General features: G+C 69.2%; 16 protein-coding genes. 10 read left to right on the forward strand and 6 right to left on the reverse strand.

The window, feature by feature from the left end:
* Positions 1-64 precede the first annotated feature (64 nt).
* The 4 genes from GGQ87_RS09260 (at position 65) to GGQ87_RS09275 (ending at position 4574) form a co-directional block, all read left to right on the forward strand.
* Positions 65-1882, forward strand: coding sequence for a tetratricopeptide repeat protein (locus GGQ87_RS09260; RefSeq protein ID WP_168046792.1), 1818 nt, complete (start codon positions 65-67; stop codon positions 1880-1882).
* 3 nt (positions 1883-1885) lie between these two features.
* Entirely contained in the window at positions 1886-2752 is an 867-nt protein-coding gene (locus GGQ87_RS09265; protein ID WP_168046794.1) for a 4-(cytidine 5'-diphospho)-2-C-methyl-D-erythritol kinase, read from the forward strand.
* 218 nt (positions 2753-2970) lie between these two features.
* Positions 2971-3543 (forward strand): fasciclin domain-containing protein, encoded by a 573-nt coding sequence (locus GGQ87_RS09270; protein WP_168046796.1) that lies wholly within the window; start codon positions 2971-2973, stop codon positions 3541-3543.
* Between the two features lie 107 nt (positions 3544-3650).
* Entirely contained in the window at positions 3651-4574 is a 924-nt protein-coding gene (locus tag GGQ87_RS09275) for a hypothetical protein (protein ID WP_168046798.1), read from the forward strand.
* On the opposite strand, the gene GGQ87_RS09280 is transcribed toward GGQ87_RS09275, so the two are convergent.
* Positions 4571-5308: a polysaccharide deacetylase family protein gene (locus GGQ87_RS09280; protein WP_168046800.1), complete on the reverse strand. Its 738-nt coding sequence runs from the start codon at positions 5306-5308 to the stop codon at positions 4571-4573. The two genes, GGQ87_RS09275 and GGQ87_RS09280, sit on opposite strands and share 4 nt — an antisense overlap.
* 240 nt (positions 5309-5548) lie before the next feature.
* On the opposite strand from GGQ87_RS09280, the gene GGQ87_RS09285 reads away from it, so the two are divergent.
* The 3 genes from GGQ87_RS09285 to glyS all read left to right on the forward strand — a co-directional run bounded on the left by GGQ87_RS09285 (position 5549) and on the right by glyS (position 9134).
* Positions 5549-6436 carry a glycine--tRNA ligase subunit alpha gene (locus tag GGQ87_RS09285; protein WP_425339273.1) on the forward strand — a complete coding sequence of 296 codons (888 nt, stop codon included), beginning with the start codon at positions 5549-5551 and terminating at the stop codon, positions 6434-6436.
* A 122-nt stretch (positions 6437-6558) separates the two neighbouring features.
* Positions 6559-6999, forward strand: coding sequence for an endonuclease domain-containing protein (locus GGQ87_RS09290; protein ID WP_168046802.1), 441 nt, complete (start codon positions 6559-6561; stop codon positions 6997-6999).
* A complete protein-coding gene (gene glyS, locus GGQ87_RS09295) occupies positions 6999-9134 on the forward strand; it encodes a glycine--tRNA ligase subunit beta (RefSeq protein WP_168046804.1) in 2136 nt (711 codons plus the stop codon). Before GGQ87_RS09290 ends, glyS begins: the two co-directional genes overlap by 1 nt.
* A gap of 229 nt (positions 9135-9363) precedes the next feature.
* Here the strand turns inward: glyS and GGQ87_RS09300 are convergent, their stop codons facing one another.
* The 3 genes from GGQ87_RS09300 to GGQ87_RS09310 form a co-directional block, all read right to left on the reverse strand.
* Positions 9364-10167: an inositol monophosphatase family protein gene (locus tag GGQ87_RS09300; protein ID WP_168046806.1), complete on the reverse strand. Its 804-nt coding sequence runs from the start codon at positions 10165-10167 to the stop codon at positions 9364-9366.
* Positions 10168-10264: 97 nt separating this feature from the next.
* Positions 10265-10831, reverse strand: a complete 567-nt coding sequence (efp, locus tag GGQ87_RS09305; protein ID WP_168046808.1) for an elongation factor P — start codon at positions 10829-10831, stop codon at positions 10265-10267.
* A gap of 102 nt (positions 10832-10933) precedes the next feature.
* On the reverse strand, positions 10934-11476 hold the full coding sequence (locus GGQ87_RS09310; protein ID WP_168046810.1) for a tryptophan-rich sensory protein: 543 nt from the start codon (positions 11474-11476) through the stop codon (positions 10934-10936).
* A gap of 109 nt (positions 11477-11585) precedes the next feature.
* Between GGQ87_RS09310 and GGQ87_RS09315 the strand changes: the two genes are divergently transcribed.
* Positions 11586-12398, forward strand: coding sequence for a hypothetical protein (locus GGQ87_RS09315; RefSeq protein ID WP_168046812.1), 813 nt, complete (start codon positions 11586-11588; stop codon positions 12396-12398).
* A 3-nt stretch (positions 12399-12401) separates the two neighbouring features.
* Here the strand turns inward: GGQ87_RS09315 and bfr are convergent, their stop codons facing one another.
* Positions 12402-12902 (reverse strand): bacterioferritin, encoded by a 501-nt coding sequence (gene bfr / locus GGQ87_RS09320; protein ID WP_168046814.1) that lies wholly within the window; start codon positions 12900-12902, stop codon positions 12402-12404.
* A gap of 148 nt (positions 12903-13050) precedes the next feature.
* Positions 13051-13236: a (2Fe-2S)-binding protein gene (locus tag GGQ87_RS09325; RefSeq protein ID WP_168046817.1), complete on the reverse strand. Its 186-nt coding sequence runs from the start codon at positions 13234-13236 to the stop codon at positions 13051-13053.
* Between the two features lie 148 nt (positions 13237-13384).
* On the opposite strand from GGQ87_RS09325, the gene GGQ87_RS09330 reads away from it, so the two are divergent.
* On the forward strand, positions 13385-15337 hold the full coding sequence (locus GGQ87_RS09330) for a beta-propeller domain-containing protein (RefSeq protein ID WP_168046819.1): 1953 nt from the start codon (positions 13385-13387) through the stop codon (positions 15335-15337).
* 31 nt (positions 15338-15368) lie between these two features.
* Positions 15369-16028, forward strand: coding sequence for a thiamine phosphate synthase (gene thiE, locus GGQ87_RS09335; protein ID WP_168046821.1), 660 nt, complete (start codon positions 15369-15371; stop codon positions 16026-16028).
* The last annotated feature ends 54 nt before the right edge of the window (positions 16029-16082 follow it).

A 16082-nucleotide genomic window follows, 5' to 3' on the forward strand; every position in this document is an offset into this window, starting at 1 on the left:
AATGTGACGGGGGCGTAAGCGAGAGGCCTTGCCGCCGCCGCATAATCCGGGAAGGGTCCGGGCCATGCGCGTCACATCCCTTCGCCTGCTTCTGACCGGTTGCGCCCTGCTGGCCTTGGCCGCACCCGCCATGGCGCAGGAGCCGCCCGCCGCGTCCCCTCCGCCGTCGGCCCAGCCCGCGCCGGACGGAGCTCCGGCGGTGGTGGTCGAGCCCGACCGGACGCCGGCCGAAGCGCCGCCTGCCCCCGCCATTCCCGCGGTCTGGGCCCCGGCGCCGTTCACAGCTGACGGCGAGTCCGCCTACGGCCTCTACCTTTCGGGTCGGGTGGCCAGTCTCCGCGGTGACCGCGACGTTGGCGCCGAGCTTCTGGCCCAAAGCCAGGCCCTGACCCCGGAACAGCCGCAGCTGGGCGGGGAGGCCTTCCTCGCCAGCCTGTTCTCCGGCGACATCGACGAGGTCGTGCGGCTCACGCCCTCTGTCTCGGAGACACCCCTGTTCGCCGGAGCGGGTCGTTTGGCCACGGTGACCCGCGCGCTGCGTGACGGAGACGGCGCAGCGGCGCTGGCTCTGATGCAGGCCGGACCCTTCCCGGACCCCTACGGCCCGGTTTCGCGCTATCTGCTGCCATCGATCGCTGCGGCGGGAGGCGACTGGACCACGGCGCTTCAACCGGTCCAGGCGCCGGTGACCGAGACGGCCGGCTTGGTCCTGCGCAATCAGCGCGCCCGCCTGCTCGAAAGCCGCCGCCGTTTCGCCGAGGCCGACGCCGAGTTCCAGGCCCTGCTGGCGGTGCCTGACGGCGCGCGCCTGTTCCGCGTCGACTACGGCGGCTTCCTCGAACGGCAGGGCCGTCGCGACGAGGCGCTGGCCGTCTATACCGCGGCGCTGGCCGGTGCAGATCCCGATCCGCGCGCCTTGGCGGCGGGCCGCCGAATGCGCAACGGCGGCCGCCCGGCCGCGCCGGCCACGCTGCGTCAGCTGGCCTCCGACGCCTTCGCCTTCGCTGCGATGGAGACGTCGCAGGTCGATGTGCACGAACTCTCGGCCATCTATCTGCGCCTCGCCGAGGCCCTGAACCCCGAGGACACCATCACCCTCCGGCTGGCCGAAAGCCTGAACGAGGCGCATCAGACCGCCGCCGCGCGGACCGCCTTCGCCCGTGTGGGTCGCACCAATCCCATCATCTACGCCAGCGCGCAGCTCGGGCTCGGCGTCAGCCTCGCGGACGAAGATCGTCCCGACGAAGCGCTCGAAGCCTTCCTCCGCGCCGACGCCGCCGCGCCCGATCAGGTCGTGGTGTCGCGCCTGCTGGCCAACCAGTATTTCAATCTGGGGCGTTACGAGGAGGCCCTCGCCGTCCTCAACCGGCCGACCGTGAACACGGCCGACCAGTCGGTCGAGATCCGCTTCGACCGGGGCCGCGCGCTCGAACAACTCGGCCGCACCGAGGAGGCCGAGGCCGAACTCTGGACCGCCCTGCAGATGGCCCCCGACAATCCGGTAATCCTGAACCACCTCGGCTATCTGTGGGTCGACAGCGGCCGCCGCGTCGAACAGGGCGCCGAGATGATCGCCCGCGCCTTCGCCGCCGATCCTCGCAATCCCAGTGTCCAGGATTCGCTCGGCTGGGCCCAGTACCGCCGCGGCCAATACGAGACGGCCGTGGAAACCCTGGAGCAGGCTGTCGCCAAGGAACCGGCAAACGCGGAAATCAACGACCACCTCGGCGACGCCTATTGGCAGGTCGGGCGCCTTCGCGAGGCGGGCTGGCAGTGGAACCGGGTTCTGACCCTCGAGCCAGAACCGCAACGCCGCGCGGAGGTCGAGCAGAAACTCGCCTCGGGCCTGTCGACCTCGCCCACGACCGGCAGCCAGCCCTGACGCATGGCGACGCGATCGGCCCTCGCCCCGGCCAAGGTCAATCTGTTCCTCCATGTCGGCCCGGTGGACGCCGCCGGCTATCATCCGCTCGCCAGCCTCGTCGCCTTCGCCGACGTCGGCGACCGGATCAGCGTTGAGCCCGCCGACCGTCTGTCGCTCACCGTGACCGGCCCCTTCGCGGCCGGTCTGGAGGACGAGGGTGACAACCTGATCCTCCGCGCCCTTCGCGGCCTCGGGCAGGCCGCGGGCATCGGCGAACCGCCTCTGGCCGTCACCCTCGACAAACGCCTGCCCATCGCGGCCGGGCTCGGCGGCGGCTCCTCGGATGCGGGCGCGGCGCTAAAGCTGGCCCGCGACGCCCTCGAACTTGATCTGACCGATGACGGGCTCGCGGAGATCGCCGCGACCATCGGCGCCGACGGACCCATGTGCTTGCACGCCCGCGCCGCCTGGGCCGAGGGCAGGGGAGACCGCCTCGCGTTCGAGCCGCGCCTGCCGTCGCTTCCGGCGGTTCTGATCAATCCCGGCGTGCCCTCGCCGACGGGCGAGGTCTACCGCGCTTATGACGCCGGGCCGCCCGCCGCCGCCGACCAGCCGTCACCGCCCACGGACTGGAGCGCCGCCGCCGTCGTCGAATGGCTGGTGGAGCAGCGCAACGACCTTGAGGCGCCGGCTGTCGCCCGCTCGCCCGCCATCGGCGAGGCCATAGCCGCCGCTGAGGCTATGGGCGGAGTCCGCCTGGTCCGCATGTCCGGCTCCGGGGCGACGGTGTTCGCCCTTTTCGAGAGCGGGGATCAGGCCATCGCCGCCGCCGCTGAACATCGAGCGGCCCACCCCCGCTGGTGGATCACGCCGGCGAATCTGGCTTAGCTGCCGCCCGCGCCCAAGCTTTATGGCCGCATATCGTTGGTATTGTGCAGTTCACCCCGGAATGGCCTTGAGATGACCTCGCGGACCGGGATGTTTCGCCTTCAACCGACGCCAATATGAAAACCTGAAGTTCGTCCCAACGTGTCTGGGTCGCACTTCATCATCATGACCGCGCCTCCCGGCGTTCTGCGGTCTCTTGAGAACGAAAAGGGATACTGATGCTTCGTATCAAACTGCTCACCGCCGCCGCCGCGACGGCTCTGCTGACCGCTTCGGCCGCCATGGCCCAGACCGCTCCGGCCGCCGAGGCCGCCCCGGCCGCCCAGGCTCCCGCCGTCGCTGGCACCGTCATCGACGTGCTGAAGGAGCGGGGACAGTTCACGACCCTCCTGCGCGCCCTCGACCAGGCCCAGCTGACCGAGACCCTCGCCACGCGTCCGGCCATCACCCTGTTCGCGCCGACGGACGAGGCCTTCGCCGCCCTGTCCGAAGCTGAGCGCACCCGCCTGCTGGACCCGGCGAACGCCCAGGAGCTGCGCAACCTGATGCTCTATCATGTGGTCGTCACCGAGCTGACCACCGACCAGATCAAGGGCGCGCGCGGCCCGATCCCGACCGGTGGCGGCGTTGAAGTCACCATCGACGGCACCGGCGAGACCATCGACGTGGGCGGCGCCAAGGTCGTCCAGGCCGAGATCGACGCCTCGAACGGCGGCATCTTCGTCATCGACAAGGTGCTGACGCCAAGCGCGGCTCCGGCCGAAACGGCTCCGGCGGCCGCCGGCGCCTGATCGCGCTGCAGCGCTGAAAGACAGAGGCGGCGGACCCCGGTCCGCCGCCTTTTTCATGCGCGCCGGGCTTTAACGGTCGGCCAACCGCTGTTGTGTACGCTGCGGGCATGGAAACGCTGACGCCCGCCCAAATCGTCGCCTTCGAGGCCGTGCTGGCCCGGGTGTCGCCCGACGACCGGGCCCGTCTCCACGCGCTGAAGGACGCCGCCGCCGACGCGGCCGCCGCCTCCGCTCCTCACTGGGATTTCGACCAGCCGGGCCATCGCGCCGAGGAAGCCCTGAAGGCCGCCTTCGGTCCCGCCCTGACCGACGACCACCGCCGCGCCCTCGTGGCCATCTGGGCGCTGGAGATGCCGGCGCGCGTTCCCGCCGCCGACCTGCCGCAGGCGTCGCTCGAACTCTATCCGGAATGGATCGGCCGCCTCGCCGACTTCCTGACCGCCGCCGCCGATCCCTACGACCGCGACTTCTGGGCCAAGGACGTGCGCATCTCGCTGGTCCTCAGTGTCCCCGGCGCCCGGACCCAGATGATCGACCTGTCCTCCCCCATGGGCCCCGGGCAGGTTCTACGCCATGCCCGCGAGGGCTGGGGCTGGTCCGTCATCCCGGCCTACGCCGCCGCCCAGGCCTGGAAGCCGTGGCTGGAGGTCCATACCGAGAGCCGCGAGCTGTCCGACTTCAACGAGGCCGGCTGGGACCGCGCCTGGGCCACCGCCGCGGAAATCCTCAAGCGCCGGCCCGAGATGGCCGGAATGCTCGGCTCGTCGTGGTTCTACGATCCGCCGCTGGAAACCATCAGCCCGCGACTGGCCTATCTGCGGACCAATCCGCTGAAGCACGGCGCCTTCATGGTCCATCAGGGCCCGGGCGAGATCCACACCCAGCGCGCCGCGACCAGTTCCCCGACCCGCGCCGCCATGATCGAGAAGGGCGAATACACCGCCCGCTCATGGATCGTCGCCTGGCCTCGCGCCGCCCTGATCCGCTGGGCGGATGGGCGCAGGGCGTCGATGATGAGCGAAGCGGCCTAGCCCCGCGCGACGGTCCAAGCGGCGGCCACCGGCTGTATCTCCAGCCCCGCCGCCCTGGCCAGTCGCAGCACCCGGTCCAGATCATCCGGCGTGCAACCATAGTCCGTCGGCCGGTCCGACACGTCGTGCCCATAGGCCGTCAGCCAGCCGCGGCGCTCCGCCGTCTCGGCCATCAGACCTTCGAGGTCGTATCCGGGCAGCCGCCGGCTCTCCAGCCCGACACTCTTGATCAGCGCCCGGTCCTCGCGACCGGCATTCACCCCGTCGCGCACGCCGCGGCCCAGCGCGAACCGCTCCCGAACCATCCGCTTGGCCCCGACCGTCGCGTCGCCGAACGGCCAGGCGAAAGTCGTCATCCGGTACCCGTCCAGCCGCTCCGCCACCCAGGCCGCATTGGCGTCGAGGCTCAGCCGCAGCGCCTCCCGGTCCATCCGCAGGGCGCTGGTGTGCCCGAAGGTGTGGCAGCCGACCTCGTGCCCGGCCGCGTGCAGCGCCTGCAGGTGCTCCACCCGGAACTGGTCGCGGTCCATGTTCACGCCGCCGCACAGGCCGCCGCAGACATAGTAGGTCGCCGCAACCCCATGCTCGGCCAGCACCGGCCCGGCCTCGGTCCAGGCGCTCGCCGGAATGTCGTCGAAGCTCAGCGAGAACACGCCCCGCGCCGGCGCGATCTGCACCGCCTCCACGTCGAGATAGCGCGCGGCCCGCCGACGCATCTGGTCGATCTGCTTCATCGAGCCATCTTGCAGGGGCTCCGCTTAACGTTCCCTTCGCGAGCCTTGCGACCGCTTCTGACGCATCGGCCTGCCATGATCCGTGGGTTGAAGGTCTTGAGGGAGGCGATTTGTCCGAAGTGGCCGAAGTGGCCCACGAAATTCGCGGCCACTTTGCCCGCGTCGCCGGCGTTGCCTTGATAGGGCAGGGGCGCCCGTCTAGGGTCCGCGCCTCTCATTTTGCGACTGCGAACAGCCCTTGTGACCACCGAACCGCTCGCCTTCCAAGACCTCATCCTGACGCTTCACAAATACTGGGGCGATCAGAGTTGCGCGATCCTCCAGCCCTATGACATCGAGGTCGGCGCCGGCACCCTGCACCCGGCCACGGTCCTGCGCGCGCTGGGCCCGCGCCCGTGGAAGGCCGCCTATGTCCAGCCCAGCCGCCGCCCCGGCGACGGCCGCTACGGTGAAAATCCCAATAGATTACAACACTATTACCAGTATCAAGTGATCCTGAAGCCGAACCCGGACAACCTGCAGCAGCTGTATCTGGGGTCGCTGGCGGCGATCGGGATCGATCCGAAACTGCACGACATCCGCTTCGTCGAGGACGACTGGGAGAACCCGACGGTCGGCGCTTGGGGGCTCGGCTGGGAGGTCTGGTGCGACGGCATGGAGGTGACGCAGTTCACCTATTTCCAGGGCGTCGGCGGCATCGAGGTCGACGTCGTTTCGGGCGAGCTGACCTACGGGCTGGAGCGGCTGGCCATGTACGTTCAGGGCGTCGACAACGTCTATGATCTGAAGTTCACCAAGGAAGGCCTGACGTATCGCGAGGTCTTCCTGGAGAACGAGCGCCAGCAGTCGGAAGCCAATTTCCACGGCTACGACGTCGACGGTCTCAAGCGCCGGTTCGAGGACATGGTCGCCGAGGTCTCGCGCTTCCTCGCCATGAAGGGTCCGCAAGGCCAGGCGCTGGTCCTGCCCGCCTACGACCAGGTGCTGAAGGCCTCGCACCTGTTCAACCTGATGGACGCCCGCGGCGCCATCGCCGTCGCCGAACGCCAGAGCTACATCGGCCGGATCAGGGACCTGTGTAAGGCGTGCGCGGTGGCCTACGTCGAACAAGAGCGGGCAGACGCGTGAACACGGACGGTCGCCACAGCGCCCCCTTCCCCTCGAGGGGGAAGGGCCGGGGATGGGGTGGGGGCACGCTGCGTCAGGATTTGGCGCATGAGGCGTCGTCGCCTGCTCGATCGGGCCCATCGATGCTCCCCGGCGACCAACCTGCCTCCACCCCTCCCAACCCTCCCCCTCGAGGGGAGGGCTTTGACCGGTTTGCCGGTCCTGATCGCATCAAACCCGGCGGCGTCCAGCGTAGCCGCCGTCTCCGCGCGACGCCGACCTTCACCGAGGAAAAGCTCTGGAAGAGTCTCCGCACGCTTGCCATCCGTTTCCGCCGGCAAGCGCCCATCGGCCCCTGTGTTGTTGACTTCGCGTGTCACCGCGCCCGGCTGGTGATCGAGGTCGACGGCGGGGTGCACAGCCTTCCGGAGGTCGCCGTCCGCGACCTTGGTCGGGACGAATGGCTGGCCGCGCAAGGCTATCGTGTCCTGCGTTTCACCACGAGGCAGGTCGAGGACGATATCGAGTCCGTTCTGGCGAGTATCCGCGCCGCTTCTCCCCTTTCCCTCGACGACGAAATCTGATGCCCCAGCTTCTCCTCGAACTGTTCTCGGAAGAGATCCCCGCCCGCATGCAGCAGGGCGCCGCGCGCGACCTGGAGCGCATGGCCGCCGACCGGCTCAAGGCCGCCGGCCTGACGTATGACGCCCTGACGACCTGGGCCGGTCCGCGCCGTCTGACCCTCATGGTCGACGGCCTGCCCGCCGCCACTCCGGACCGCGAGGAGGAGCTCAAGGGCCCCCGCGCCAATGCTCCGGAACAGGCGCTGGAAGGCTTCCTGCGCAAGACCGGCCTGACCCGGGACCAGCTGGTCGAGCGCGACGGCGTCCTGTTCGCCGTGATCAGCCAGAAGGGCCAGCCCACCGCCGGCCTGATCCCCGACATGGTCGACCAGATCGTCCGCGCCTTCCCCTGGCCCAAGTCGATGCGCTGGGGCTCGGGCACGCTGCGCTGGGTGCGGCCGCTGAAGCGAATCCTCGCCCTGTTCGACGGTCAGGTGGTCCAGTTCGACATCGACGGCATCAAGGCCGAGGACGTCACCGAGGGTCACCGCTTCCTCGGCGCGGGCCAGCCGTTCACGGTCAGGGACTTCGCCGACTACCGCCACAAGCTGGGGCGTGAGCACGTCCTGCTCGACGTCGCCGACCGCAAGCTGCGCATCCTCGAGGCCGCCCGCGCGGCCTGCCACGACCACGGCCTCGCCCTCGTCGACGACGACGGCCTGCTGGACGAGGTCGCCGGCCTCGCCGAATGGCCGACCCCCATCCTCGGCGACATGGACCCGCAGTTCCTCGACCTGCCGCCCGAGGTGGTCCGCCTGTCGATGAAGGTGCACCAGAAATATTTCGCCGTCCGCGATCCGGCGACGCAGGGGCTCGCCCCCCATTTCGTCGTCGTCGCCAACGTCGAGGCCTCCGACGGGGGCGCGGCGCTGGCCGCCGGCAACAGCCGCGTCCTCTCCGCTCGCCTGAACGACGCCCGCTTCTTCTGGGACGAAGACCTCAAGACCGGCTTCGACGCCTGGAACGACAAGCTGTCCGGCGTCACCTTCCACGCCAAACTCGGCACCCTCGCCGAACGCGTCGACCGCATCGCCGCCCTCGCCCGCGAGATCGCCCCCTTGGTCGGAGCCGACCCCGATCAGGCAGAGACTGCCGCCCGCCTTGCCAAGGCCGACCTTGCCTCGGGCATGGTCGGGGAATTCCCCGAGCTGCAGGGCGTCATGGGCGGCTACTACGCCCGCGCCTTCGGCCAGCCCGACGCCATCGCCGACGCCGTCCGCGACCACTACAAGCCTCAGGGCCCCGCGGACTCCGTCCCGACCGCGCCCCTGACCGTCGCCGTCTCGCTGGCCGATAAACTCGACACCCTCGTCGGCTTCTTCGCCATCGACGAGAAGCCGACCGGCTCCAAGGACCCGTTCGCTCTGCGGCGGGCTGCCTTGGGCGTCATCCGGCTGGTGCTTGAGAACAACCTCCGAGCGCCGTTGAAGCCGGTTCTCAAACAAGAGGGCGCATTCCTCTACGACCGCCTCGGCTTCAAGCTCCGCGAAGACGGCTTCGCGAACGAGACTGACCTCCTGAGGGACGACGGACAGCCTCAACGGCGCAGTTCGCGCCGTATCGAAACGGTTGCGCTCGACCTCCTCGCCTTTTTCGCCGACCGTCTGAAGGTCCTCCTCCGCGACCAGGGCAAGCGCCACGATCTCGTCGACGCCGTCTTCGCCCTCGGCGACGACGACCTCGTCCGCATCGTCCGCCGGGTGGAGGCGCTCGACGCCTTCCTCGCCACCGACGACGGCGCGAACCTGCTGGCCGGCTACAAGCGCGCCTCCAACATCCTCCGCGCCGAAGAGAAGAAGGGGCCGCTGCCCGAGGGCATGGTCCGCACCGGCCTGCCGGACCAGCCGGAACAGGAGACCGCCCTGGCCTTCGCCGCAGCCGCCGCCGCGACCGCGGTCGATCAGGCGCTGGAGACGGAGGACTTCGCCGCCGCGATGCGGGCGCTCGCCGCCCTGCGCGCGCCGGTCGACGCCTTCTTCGACAAGGTGCTGGTCAACTCCGACGTGCCGGAGGAGCGGGACAACCGCCTGAAACTGCTCGGTCAGGTCCGCGCGGTGATGGGCCGCGTCGCGGACTTCGGCCAGATCAGCGGCTAGGGCAGACGCTCACCCCCTTGTCATCCCGGACGCCGCAGGCGATCCGGGACGGCCCAGCGAACTCACGAAGCCGCCCGGAAATCGCACTGCGATTATCCGGGCGAAAGGTCGATGTCGCTCTGTCCCTGAACCGTCTCCCGGATAGCCGCTGACGCGCCTTCCGCGAGGTCCAATGGCCGCTCCGCCGTCCCGGCTCTCCGCTTCGCTACGGCCGGGATGACAAGGCTTCTCAGCCCCGCAGCACCTTGCGCAGCTGCGGATGCAGCTCCGCGTTCGACGCCAGGATCTGCCCGCCCGTCATCGGATTTCCGTCCTCGTCGATGGTCGTGACGATGCCGCCCGCCTCGGTGACGAACAGGATGCCCGCCGCCACGTCCCACGGCTGCAGATTGCGTTCGTAATAGGCGTCGTACCGCCCCGCGGCGACCCAGGCGAAGTCCAGCGCGGCCGAGCCCAGACGACGGATGCCCGCCACCCGCTGGCCGATGGCGTGGATGTCCTTGATGGCCTGCGCGTGACCCGTCTTGCCGATGAAGGGCAGGCCGGTGGCGATCAGGCTCTCCGACAGGTCCTTGCGCCCCGCGACGCGAATGCGCTGGTCGTTCAGGTAGCAGCCCTTGCCCTTTTCAGCCCAGAACAGCTCGTTCATGACGGGGTTGTAGGTCACGCCCGCGACGATCTCGGAATGGCCGTCCGGCGCCGTCCGCTGCAGCCCCACCGTGATGGCGAAGTGCGGCATGGCGTGCATGAAGTTGGTGGTGCCGTCGATCGGGTCGACGATCCAGGTGTGCGACTTGTCCGTGCCCTCGATCAGGCCGCGTTCCTCGCCGAGGAAACCGTAGCCCGGCCGCGACTTCATCAGCAGTTCGTAGAGCGTGTCCTCGGCCTTGATGTCCGCGGCCGTGACGAAGTCGCCCGGCCCCTTGCGCGACACCTGCAGCTGGGCGACCTCGCCGAAGTCGCGCAGCATCGGCCGGGCGGTCTTGCGGACCGCATCCATCATCACTTGCAGCAGGGCGGAGGCGAGGGCCATGGGGGAATCTCCTGGTCCGACATGCCCTCCAAGGCTCGCGGCCCGGGCATGCGGAGAAGTTCAAACGCTCAGGCCCCCGACGGGAGCCCGAAAAAACTCAGTCCGCGCGGCGGACGTATTCGCCGGTCGTGGTGTCGACGATGATCTTCTCGCCCGCCGACATATAGGGCGGGATCATGATGCGGACGCCGTTGTTGGCGATGGCGGGCTTGTAGGACGACGAGGCGGTCTGGCCCTTCACGGTCGGCTCGGTCTCGACCACTTCCAGCGTCACCTGATCCGGCAGCGACAGGCCGATCGGACGGTCCTCGTGGCTCTCGATGACGACCTTCATGCCTTCCTGCAGGTAGGGGATGCGCTCGTCGCCGACCCAGTCCTTCTGCAGTTCGATCTGCTCGTAGTTCTCGTCGTTCATGAACACCAGGGTGTCGCCGCCGTCGTACAGGTACGAATAGTCGCGCTGTTCCAGCGTGACGCGCTCGACCTTGTCTTCCGACCGGAAGCGTTCGTTCAGCTTGTTGCCGGTCTCGAGGTTCTTGGCCTCGACGTTGGCGAAGGCGCCGCCCTTGCCCGGTTTGACGTGGCTGGCCTTGGTGACGACCCACAGGCCGCCGTTCACTTGCAGGACCATGCCGGGCTTGATGGTGTTGCCGTTGATCTTCATCGGTGTCTCGGAAGGTTGGGGCGCAGCCCTGACGGCGCGCGCGACGGCGCTCCCTAGAGGAAGCCGCGTCTCCCGGCAAGGCGAAGCCGCGCCGACGGCCGCTCAGTGCACCGTCGGATGGCCGTCGGCCTTCTTCTGCATGATGTTGGCCATATGCACCCCGCCGCCGACCGGAGAGGCCAGTTTGCCGGCCCGGGCGTCGATCTTGCGGGCCTCATGGGCGAAGGCCGCGGCCATGCCCGCCGACGACATCGCCGCTCCGATCTGCAGCGCGCGTCCGGCCGGCCGCATGGCGATCCAGACGGCGTTCAGGGCCTGCGCCGCCGCCCACAGTCCCATGGCCAGATGCCGCTCGCGGCTGGCCGGGGCGTTCCATACCCGCACCGCCGACAGGGTGGTCACGGAAAACACCGCCGGCAGGATCAGGCTCAGCGGCCCGCGCGGCCGCTCCGAGATCGGCGCATCGTCTTCGGCCAGATGTACCGGCCGGGCCCGCACCGTCCGGCTCGCGAACAGCGTCGCCGCCAGCGCGAACCCGACCGTCACGGCGACGCCCAGCACCACATGGCCCGGATGCCGGCCCTCCGCGTTCAGGAACTCGGTCGCCGCGTCCCGCGCGTCGTCCAGGGCGTCGTCGATGCTCATGGTCCCGTCCCTCCAGTCTCGGGACCGGAATGGGCCGGAAGGGAAGGGGTTCCGCCAGCGCCTTGTCATGCACGGCCGGCCCGGCCATCGTCACAAGGGGGAGGGCTCCATGCTCCACATCGCCGCGGCCGTGTTAGCACTGACCGATCCGTCAGGACCGATCGTGGACGCGCGCATCGCCGATATCATCGCGGATCCCGAGCGCTACGGTGGCCAGACCCTGAGCATCCGCGGCCAGATCGACGCCTGCTACGGCTTCACCTGTTCGATCTGTCCGGAGGAAATGACGCCCGCGACGGCGAACGACGAGCAGTGCCTGCGCATCTCCTTCGACAGCTATATGAGCGAAGAAGATACGAAGGGGCCCCGGGACGCCCTTTGGACGCCCTCGGCGCGGAGCCTCGTCGAAGAAACCTTCCGCTTCTCGGTGGTTACGGCCGAGGGAGTGTTCAATCCGGAGTGCCTGACCGGGCGGCCTTGGCCACCCGAAGCGCCTGCCTCGAACGCCGACGAAGTCGTGGAGATCGTCTGCGTAGACAGGGCAGTCACTTGGGGCGGCGTAGTTGTCAGGGCGGTGCACCGCCGCATCCCGTCCAACGACGGTCTGGTATTCGACGTGGATTTCGGGGTGTTGACGTCGGCTCCGGCGGAGATCGCCGTGCAGGTCGAAACGGCCTACCGGGACTATCTGGTTTCGCTTGACGATGGGCCGGAAGACCGGCCGCTGGCCGTCTTCGTGCCGCAGTCCCCCGACTTCAGGCCGGCGGGAGAAGAGGCGCGCCTCTGCATCTGCCTCAAAGAGGAGTGCGGGGGTGATTGGCCTGTTCGCGACATCAGCCTCCGGGCTCGCACTCCCAACGACCCCTACGTTTGCTATTCCGCGCTGCGCATCGCCGGAGTGTGGCGCGTCTACCCGGACTAACGGCTAGTTCCCCGTCGCGCTGCGATCCGGGGCGATCTCGGTCATGGCCGACTGCAGGTAGTTCTGCTCGCCCAGCTGTTCGATCAGCTTGTGCTGCGCCTCGAGGAAGTCGATGTGCTCCTCGGTGTCGGCGAGGATCTCGGTCAGGATCTGGCGGCTGATGAAGTCTGAAGCCGCCTCGCACTGGGCGATGCCGGCCAGCAGGGTGTCGCGCCCACCCAGCTCCAGCGACAGGTCGGCGCCGAAGCATTCGACCACGCTCTCGCCGATCTTCAGCTTGTGCAGGTCCTGCAGGTTCGGCAGGCCATCGAGGAACAGCACGCGCTTGATCAGCTTGTCGGCGTGTTTCATCTCGCCGATCGACTCGTCGTAGATGATCTGGCCGAGGTGCTTGAGGCCCCAGCTCTCGAACATCCGGGCGTGCAGGAAGTACTGGTTGACCGCCGTCAGCTCGTTGGTCAGCACCGCGTTCAGGGTGCGGATGATCGCGGGGTCGCCCTTCATGGCATCGTCCTCAGGTCGGGCGGCGATCCGTCCGGATTCGCCGCGTGGAGACGCGGTTCATAACACGTGCGAACGCTGCGTGTTCACTTGCGAACACTTATCACAACATTGAAAATGCGAGTAAATCTCGCCCGCAACAGGCCCGCGGCTACTCGGCGGCCATGGCGAAGGCCTGGCGGCTTTCCTGGATCATTTCGCGCATCTCGCAGACGCATTTGGCGCATTGCGCGGCGCACTGGTGGCGCACGAAGACGTCGCGGGGACGGGTCGCGCCGGCCTCGATGGCGGCGGCGACATCTCGCTTGCGAAGACCGTTGCAGTTGCAGACGTACACGAGGCGAACCCGGCGATTGCGAATGGTTCTCCATAGCAGGCCAAATGCGGCGAATGCAAGTCGTTCGCATCAGCCGCCGTCAGGTTTCGGTGGTTGTCGCGAGGCGGGAACTCTGATGACATCGTGCTTCAGGTTGTGGAGGGGCGTCATGGCGGGTCGTCGGGTCGGAATTCGGATCGCTCTGGTCCTGCTGGCCCTCGCCTGGCCCGCCGCTGCGCTGGCCCAGACCGCGCCCTCCCTCGAACCCGTCGGCTCGCCGGAAGAACTGCAGCAGATCCTCGAGGCGGCCGAGCCGGACTGCGACATCACGCCGGAACTCTGCCCGGCCGCGCAGGACCCCTCTGCCGACCAGACGGCCGTGGAGGAGGTCGTCGTCACCGGTGTCCGGGTCGCTGCGCCCAGCATCACCAACAACCAGTCCGTCGGCGTGGACGAAGGCGATGTCGTCAAGGCGCGAGGTTCGACCCTAGTCATCCTGCGTCGCGGCAGGCTGTTCACGGTCGACACCGCCGGCGGCCGTCTGCGCCTCGTCGACACCATCGAAGCGTATCCGCCCGGAGCCGACGCCGCCTACGACTGGTACGACGAGATGCTCGTCTCCGGCGACCGGGTCGTCGTCATCGGCTACAGCTACGGACGCGGCGGGACTGAGATCAACCGCTTCCTGATGGACGCGGCCGGGCGCCTGACGTTCGAGGACAGCCACCACCTCCGGTCCAGCGACTACTACTCGTCGCGCAACTACGCCTCGAGGCTCGTGGGCGGCGAATTGGTCGTCTACACGCCGGTCGACACCGGCCCGACGGCCGATCCGCTCGAGCTTACACCGACCCTCAGCCGCTGGCGCTCCGACGCCGACGACGACGCGACGGGCATCCGCCTGCTGCGGGCCGAGGACATCTACCGGGCGCCGGGTCTTGGGGAGCGACCCGACGTCTGGGCCGACACCATCCACACCGTCATCCGCTGCGACCTGTCGGTGAAAGACCTGAACTGCACCGCCACCGGCATCCTCGGCCCCGAGTCCCGGAACTTCTACGTCGCCCCGACCGCCGTCTACGTCTGGATGGGCGAGAGCCGCTGGAACCTGCCCAAGGGCGAGGAGCCGGACGCCTGGCTTTACCGCGTGCCGCTGGACGGCGGACGGCCGCAGGCGGCGGCGACGCGCGGCATGCCGATCGACCAGTTCTCCTTCCGCGAAGACCCCGAGGACGCCCTGATCAACGTCATGGTCGTCTCGGACAGCGAAGGCGACGGCATGTGGGGCTCCGAGAGCGCCCGGGGCGACGCCGCCCTGCTGCGGCTGCCCTTCGCCCGCTTCGGCGACGGCGAGTCCGGGCCGGTGGCCGACGACTATCGCATCCTGCCGGCCATGGCCGCCGGATGGGGCGCCCAGAACCGCTTCGTCGGCGGCCACCTGCTGTACGCGGACGTGCTGCGCAAGGAGTACAGCAAGGACAACGACGCCGCCCCGGACGAGGAGGGCCGTCTCACGGTGGTGCCGCTCGACGGCGGTCCGCTGGTCCGCTTCATGGTGCCCGGGCAGATCGGCCGCATCGAGCAGATGGGTCCCGACGCCCTGGCCGTGTCCAGCGGGGAGGACGTCTTCTTCACCTCCATCGACCTGCAGACCCCGCGCCCGACCATCTCGGACCAGTTCGTCATGGTCGGCTCCGAAGAGACCGAGAGCCGCAGCCACGCCTTCTACTACCGGCCCGATCCCTCCAGCCCCGACGGCGCGCGTGGCGTGCTCGGCCTGCCCGTGACCAAGCCGCTGCCGCCGGAGCGCGCCGCGGTCGCCGGTCAGTACGGACAGCTGGAGACCATTGCCTATCTCCGGCGCGACGGCGGCGGGCGGCTGCGCGACCTCGGCGGGCTGGAGGCCAGCCCGGTTCAGGAACGGATCGACGACGGCTGTGTCGCCTCCTGCATCGACTGGTACGGCGACGCGCGCCCGATCTTCCTCGGCGATCGCATCTTCGCCCTGCTCGGCTATGAGATCGTGGAGGGCCGGGAGCAGGGCGGACGCATCCGCGAACTGCGCCGCATCGACGTGACCCCGCCGCCGCCGCCCGGCCCGCGTCCCTATTATACGGATTGACGGAGCGTCCCCGCCGCCGCACTTCCCCGGCATGGCCAGAGAACCCGTCGTCCCGCCGCGCCCGCCCTGCCGGCTGTATCTGATCACCCCGCCGGCGATCGCGGACCTGAACGCCTTCGCGCGCGTGCTGGACGAGGCGCTGGCCGCCAGCGACGTCGCCGCCCTGCAGATCCGGCTCAAGCCCGCCGACGACGCCGCCATTCTCGCGGCCGTCGCGGCGCTGGCCCCCGTCGCCCGGGCACGCGGGGTGGCGGTGCTGCTCAACGACCGTCCCGACCTCGCCGCCCGCTCGGGCTGCGACGGGGTGCATATCGGCCAGTCCGACGCCTCGCTCGCCGAGGCCCGCCGCGCCCTGGGCCCCGACGCCATGATCGGCGTGACCTGTCACGACAGCCGGGAGCTGGCCATGGACGCCGCCGAGGCCGGGGCCGACTATGTCGCCTTCGGGGCCTTCTTCCCGACCACGACCAAGGAAACGGCGCACCGACCCGATCCGGAAGTCCTGACCATCTGGCAGGAGACGGTCGAAGTTCCCTGCGTCGCCATCGGCGGGATTACGCCCGAAAACGCCGGCGATCTGGCCCGGGCCGGCGCGGACTTCGTCGCCGTCAGCGCCGCGGTCTGGGGCCATCCGGAAGGCGCCGCCGCCGCGGTTCGCGCCTTCAACCAAGCGCTGGCCGCAAACGCCTGACCTTCAGGGGATATTAGGAAGCAGCGGGCTAAGGAAACCGCAAGACAAGGCTCC

Origin of the sequence: Brevundimonas alba, from assembly GCF_011927945.1 — a bacterium.
GTDB classification, from domain to species: domain Bacteria; phylum Pseudomonadota; class Alphaproteobacteria; order Caulobacterales; family Caulobacteraceae; genus Brevundimonas; species Brevundimonas alba.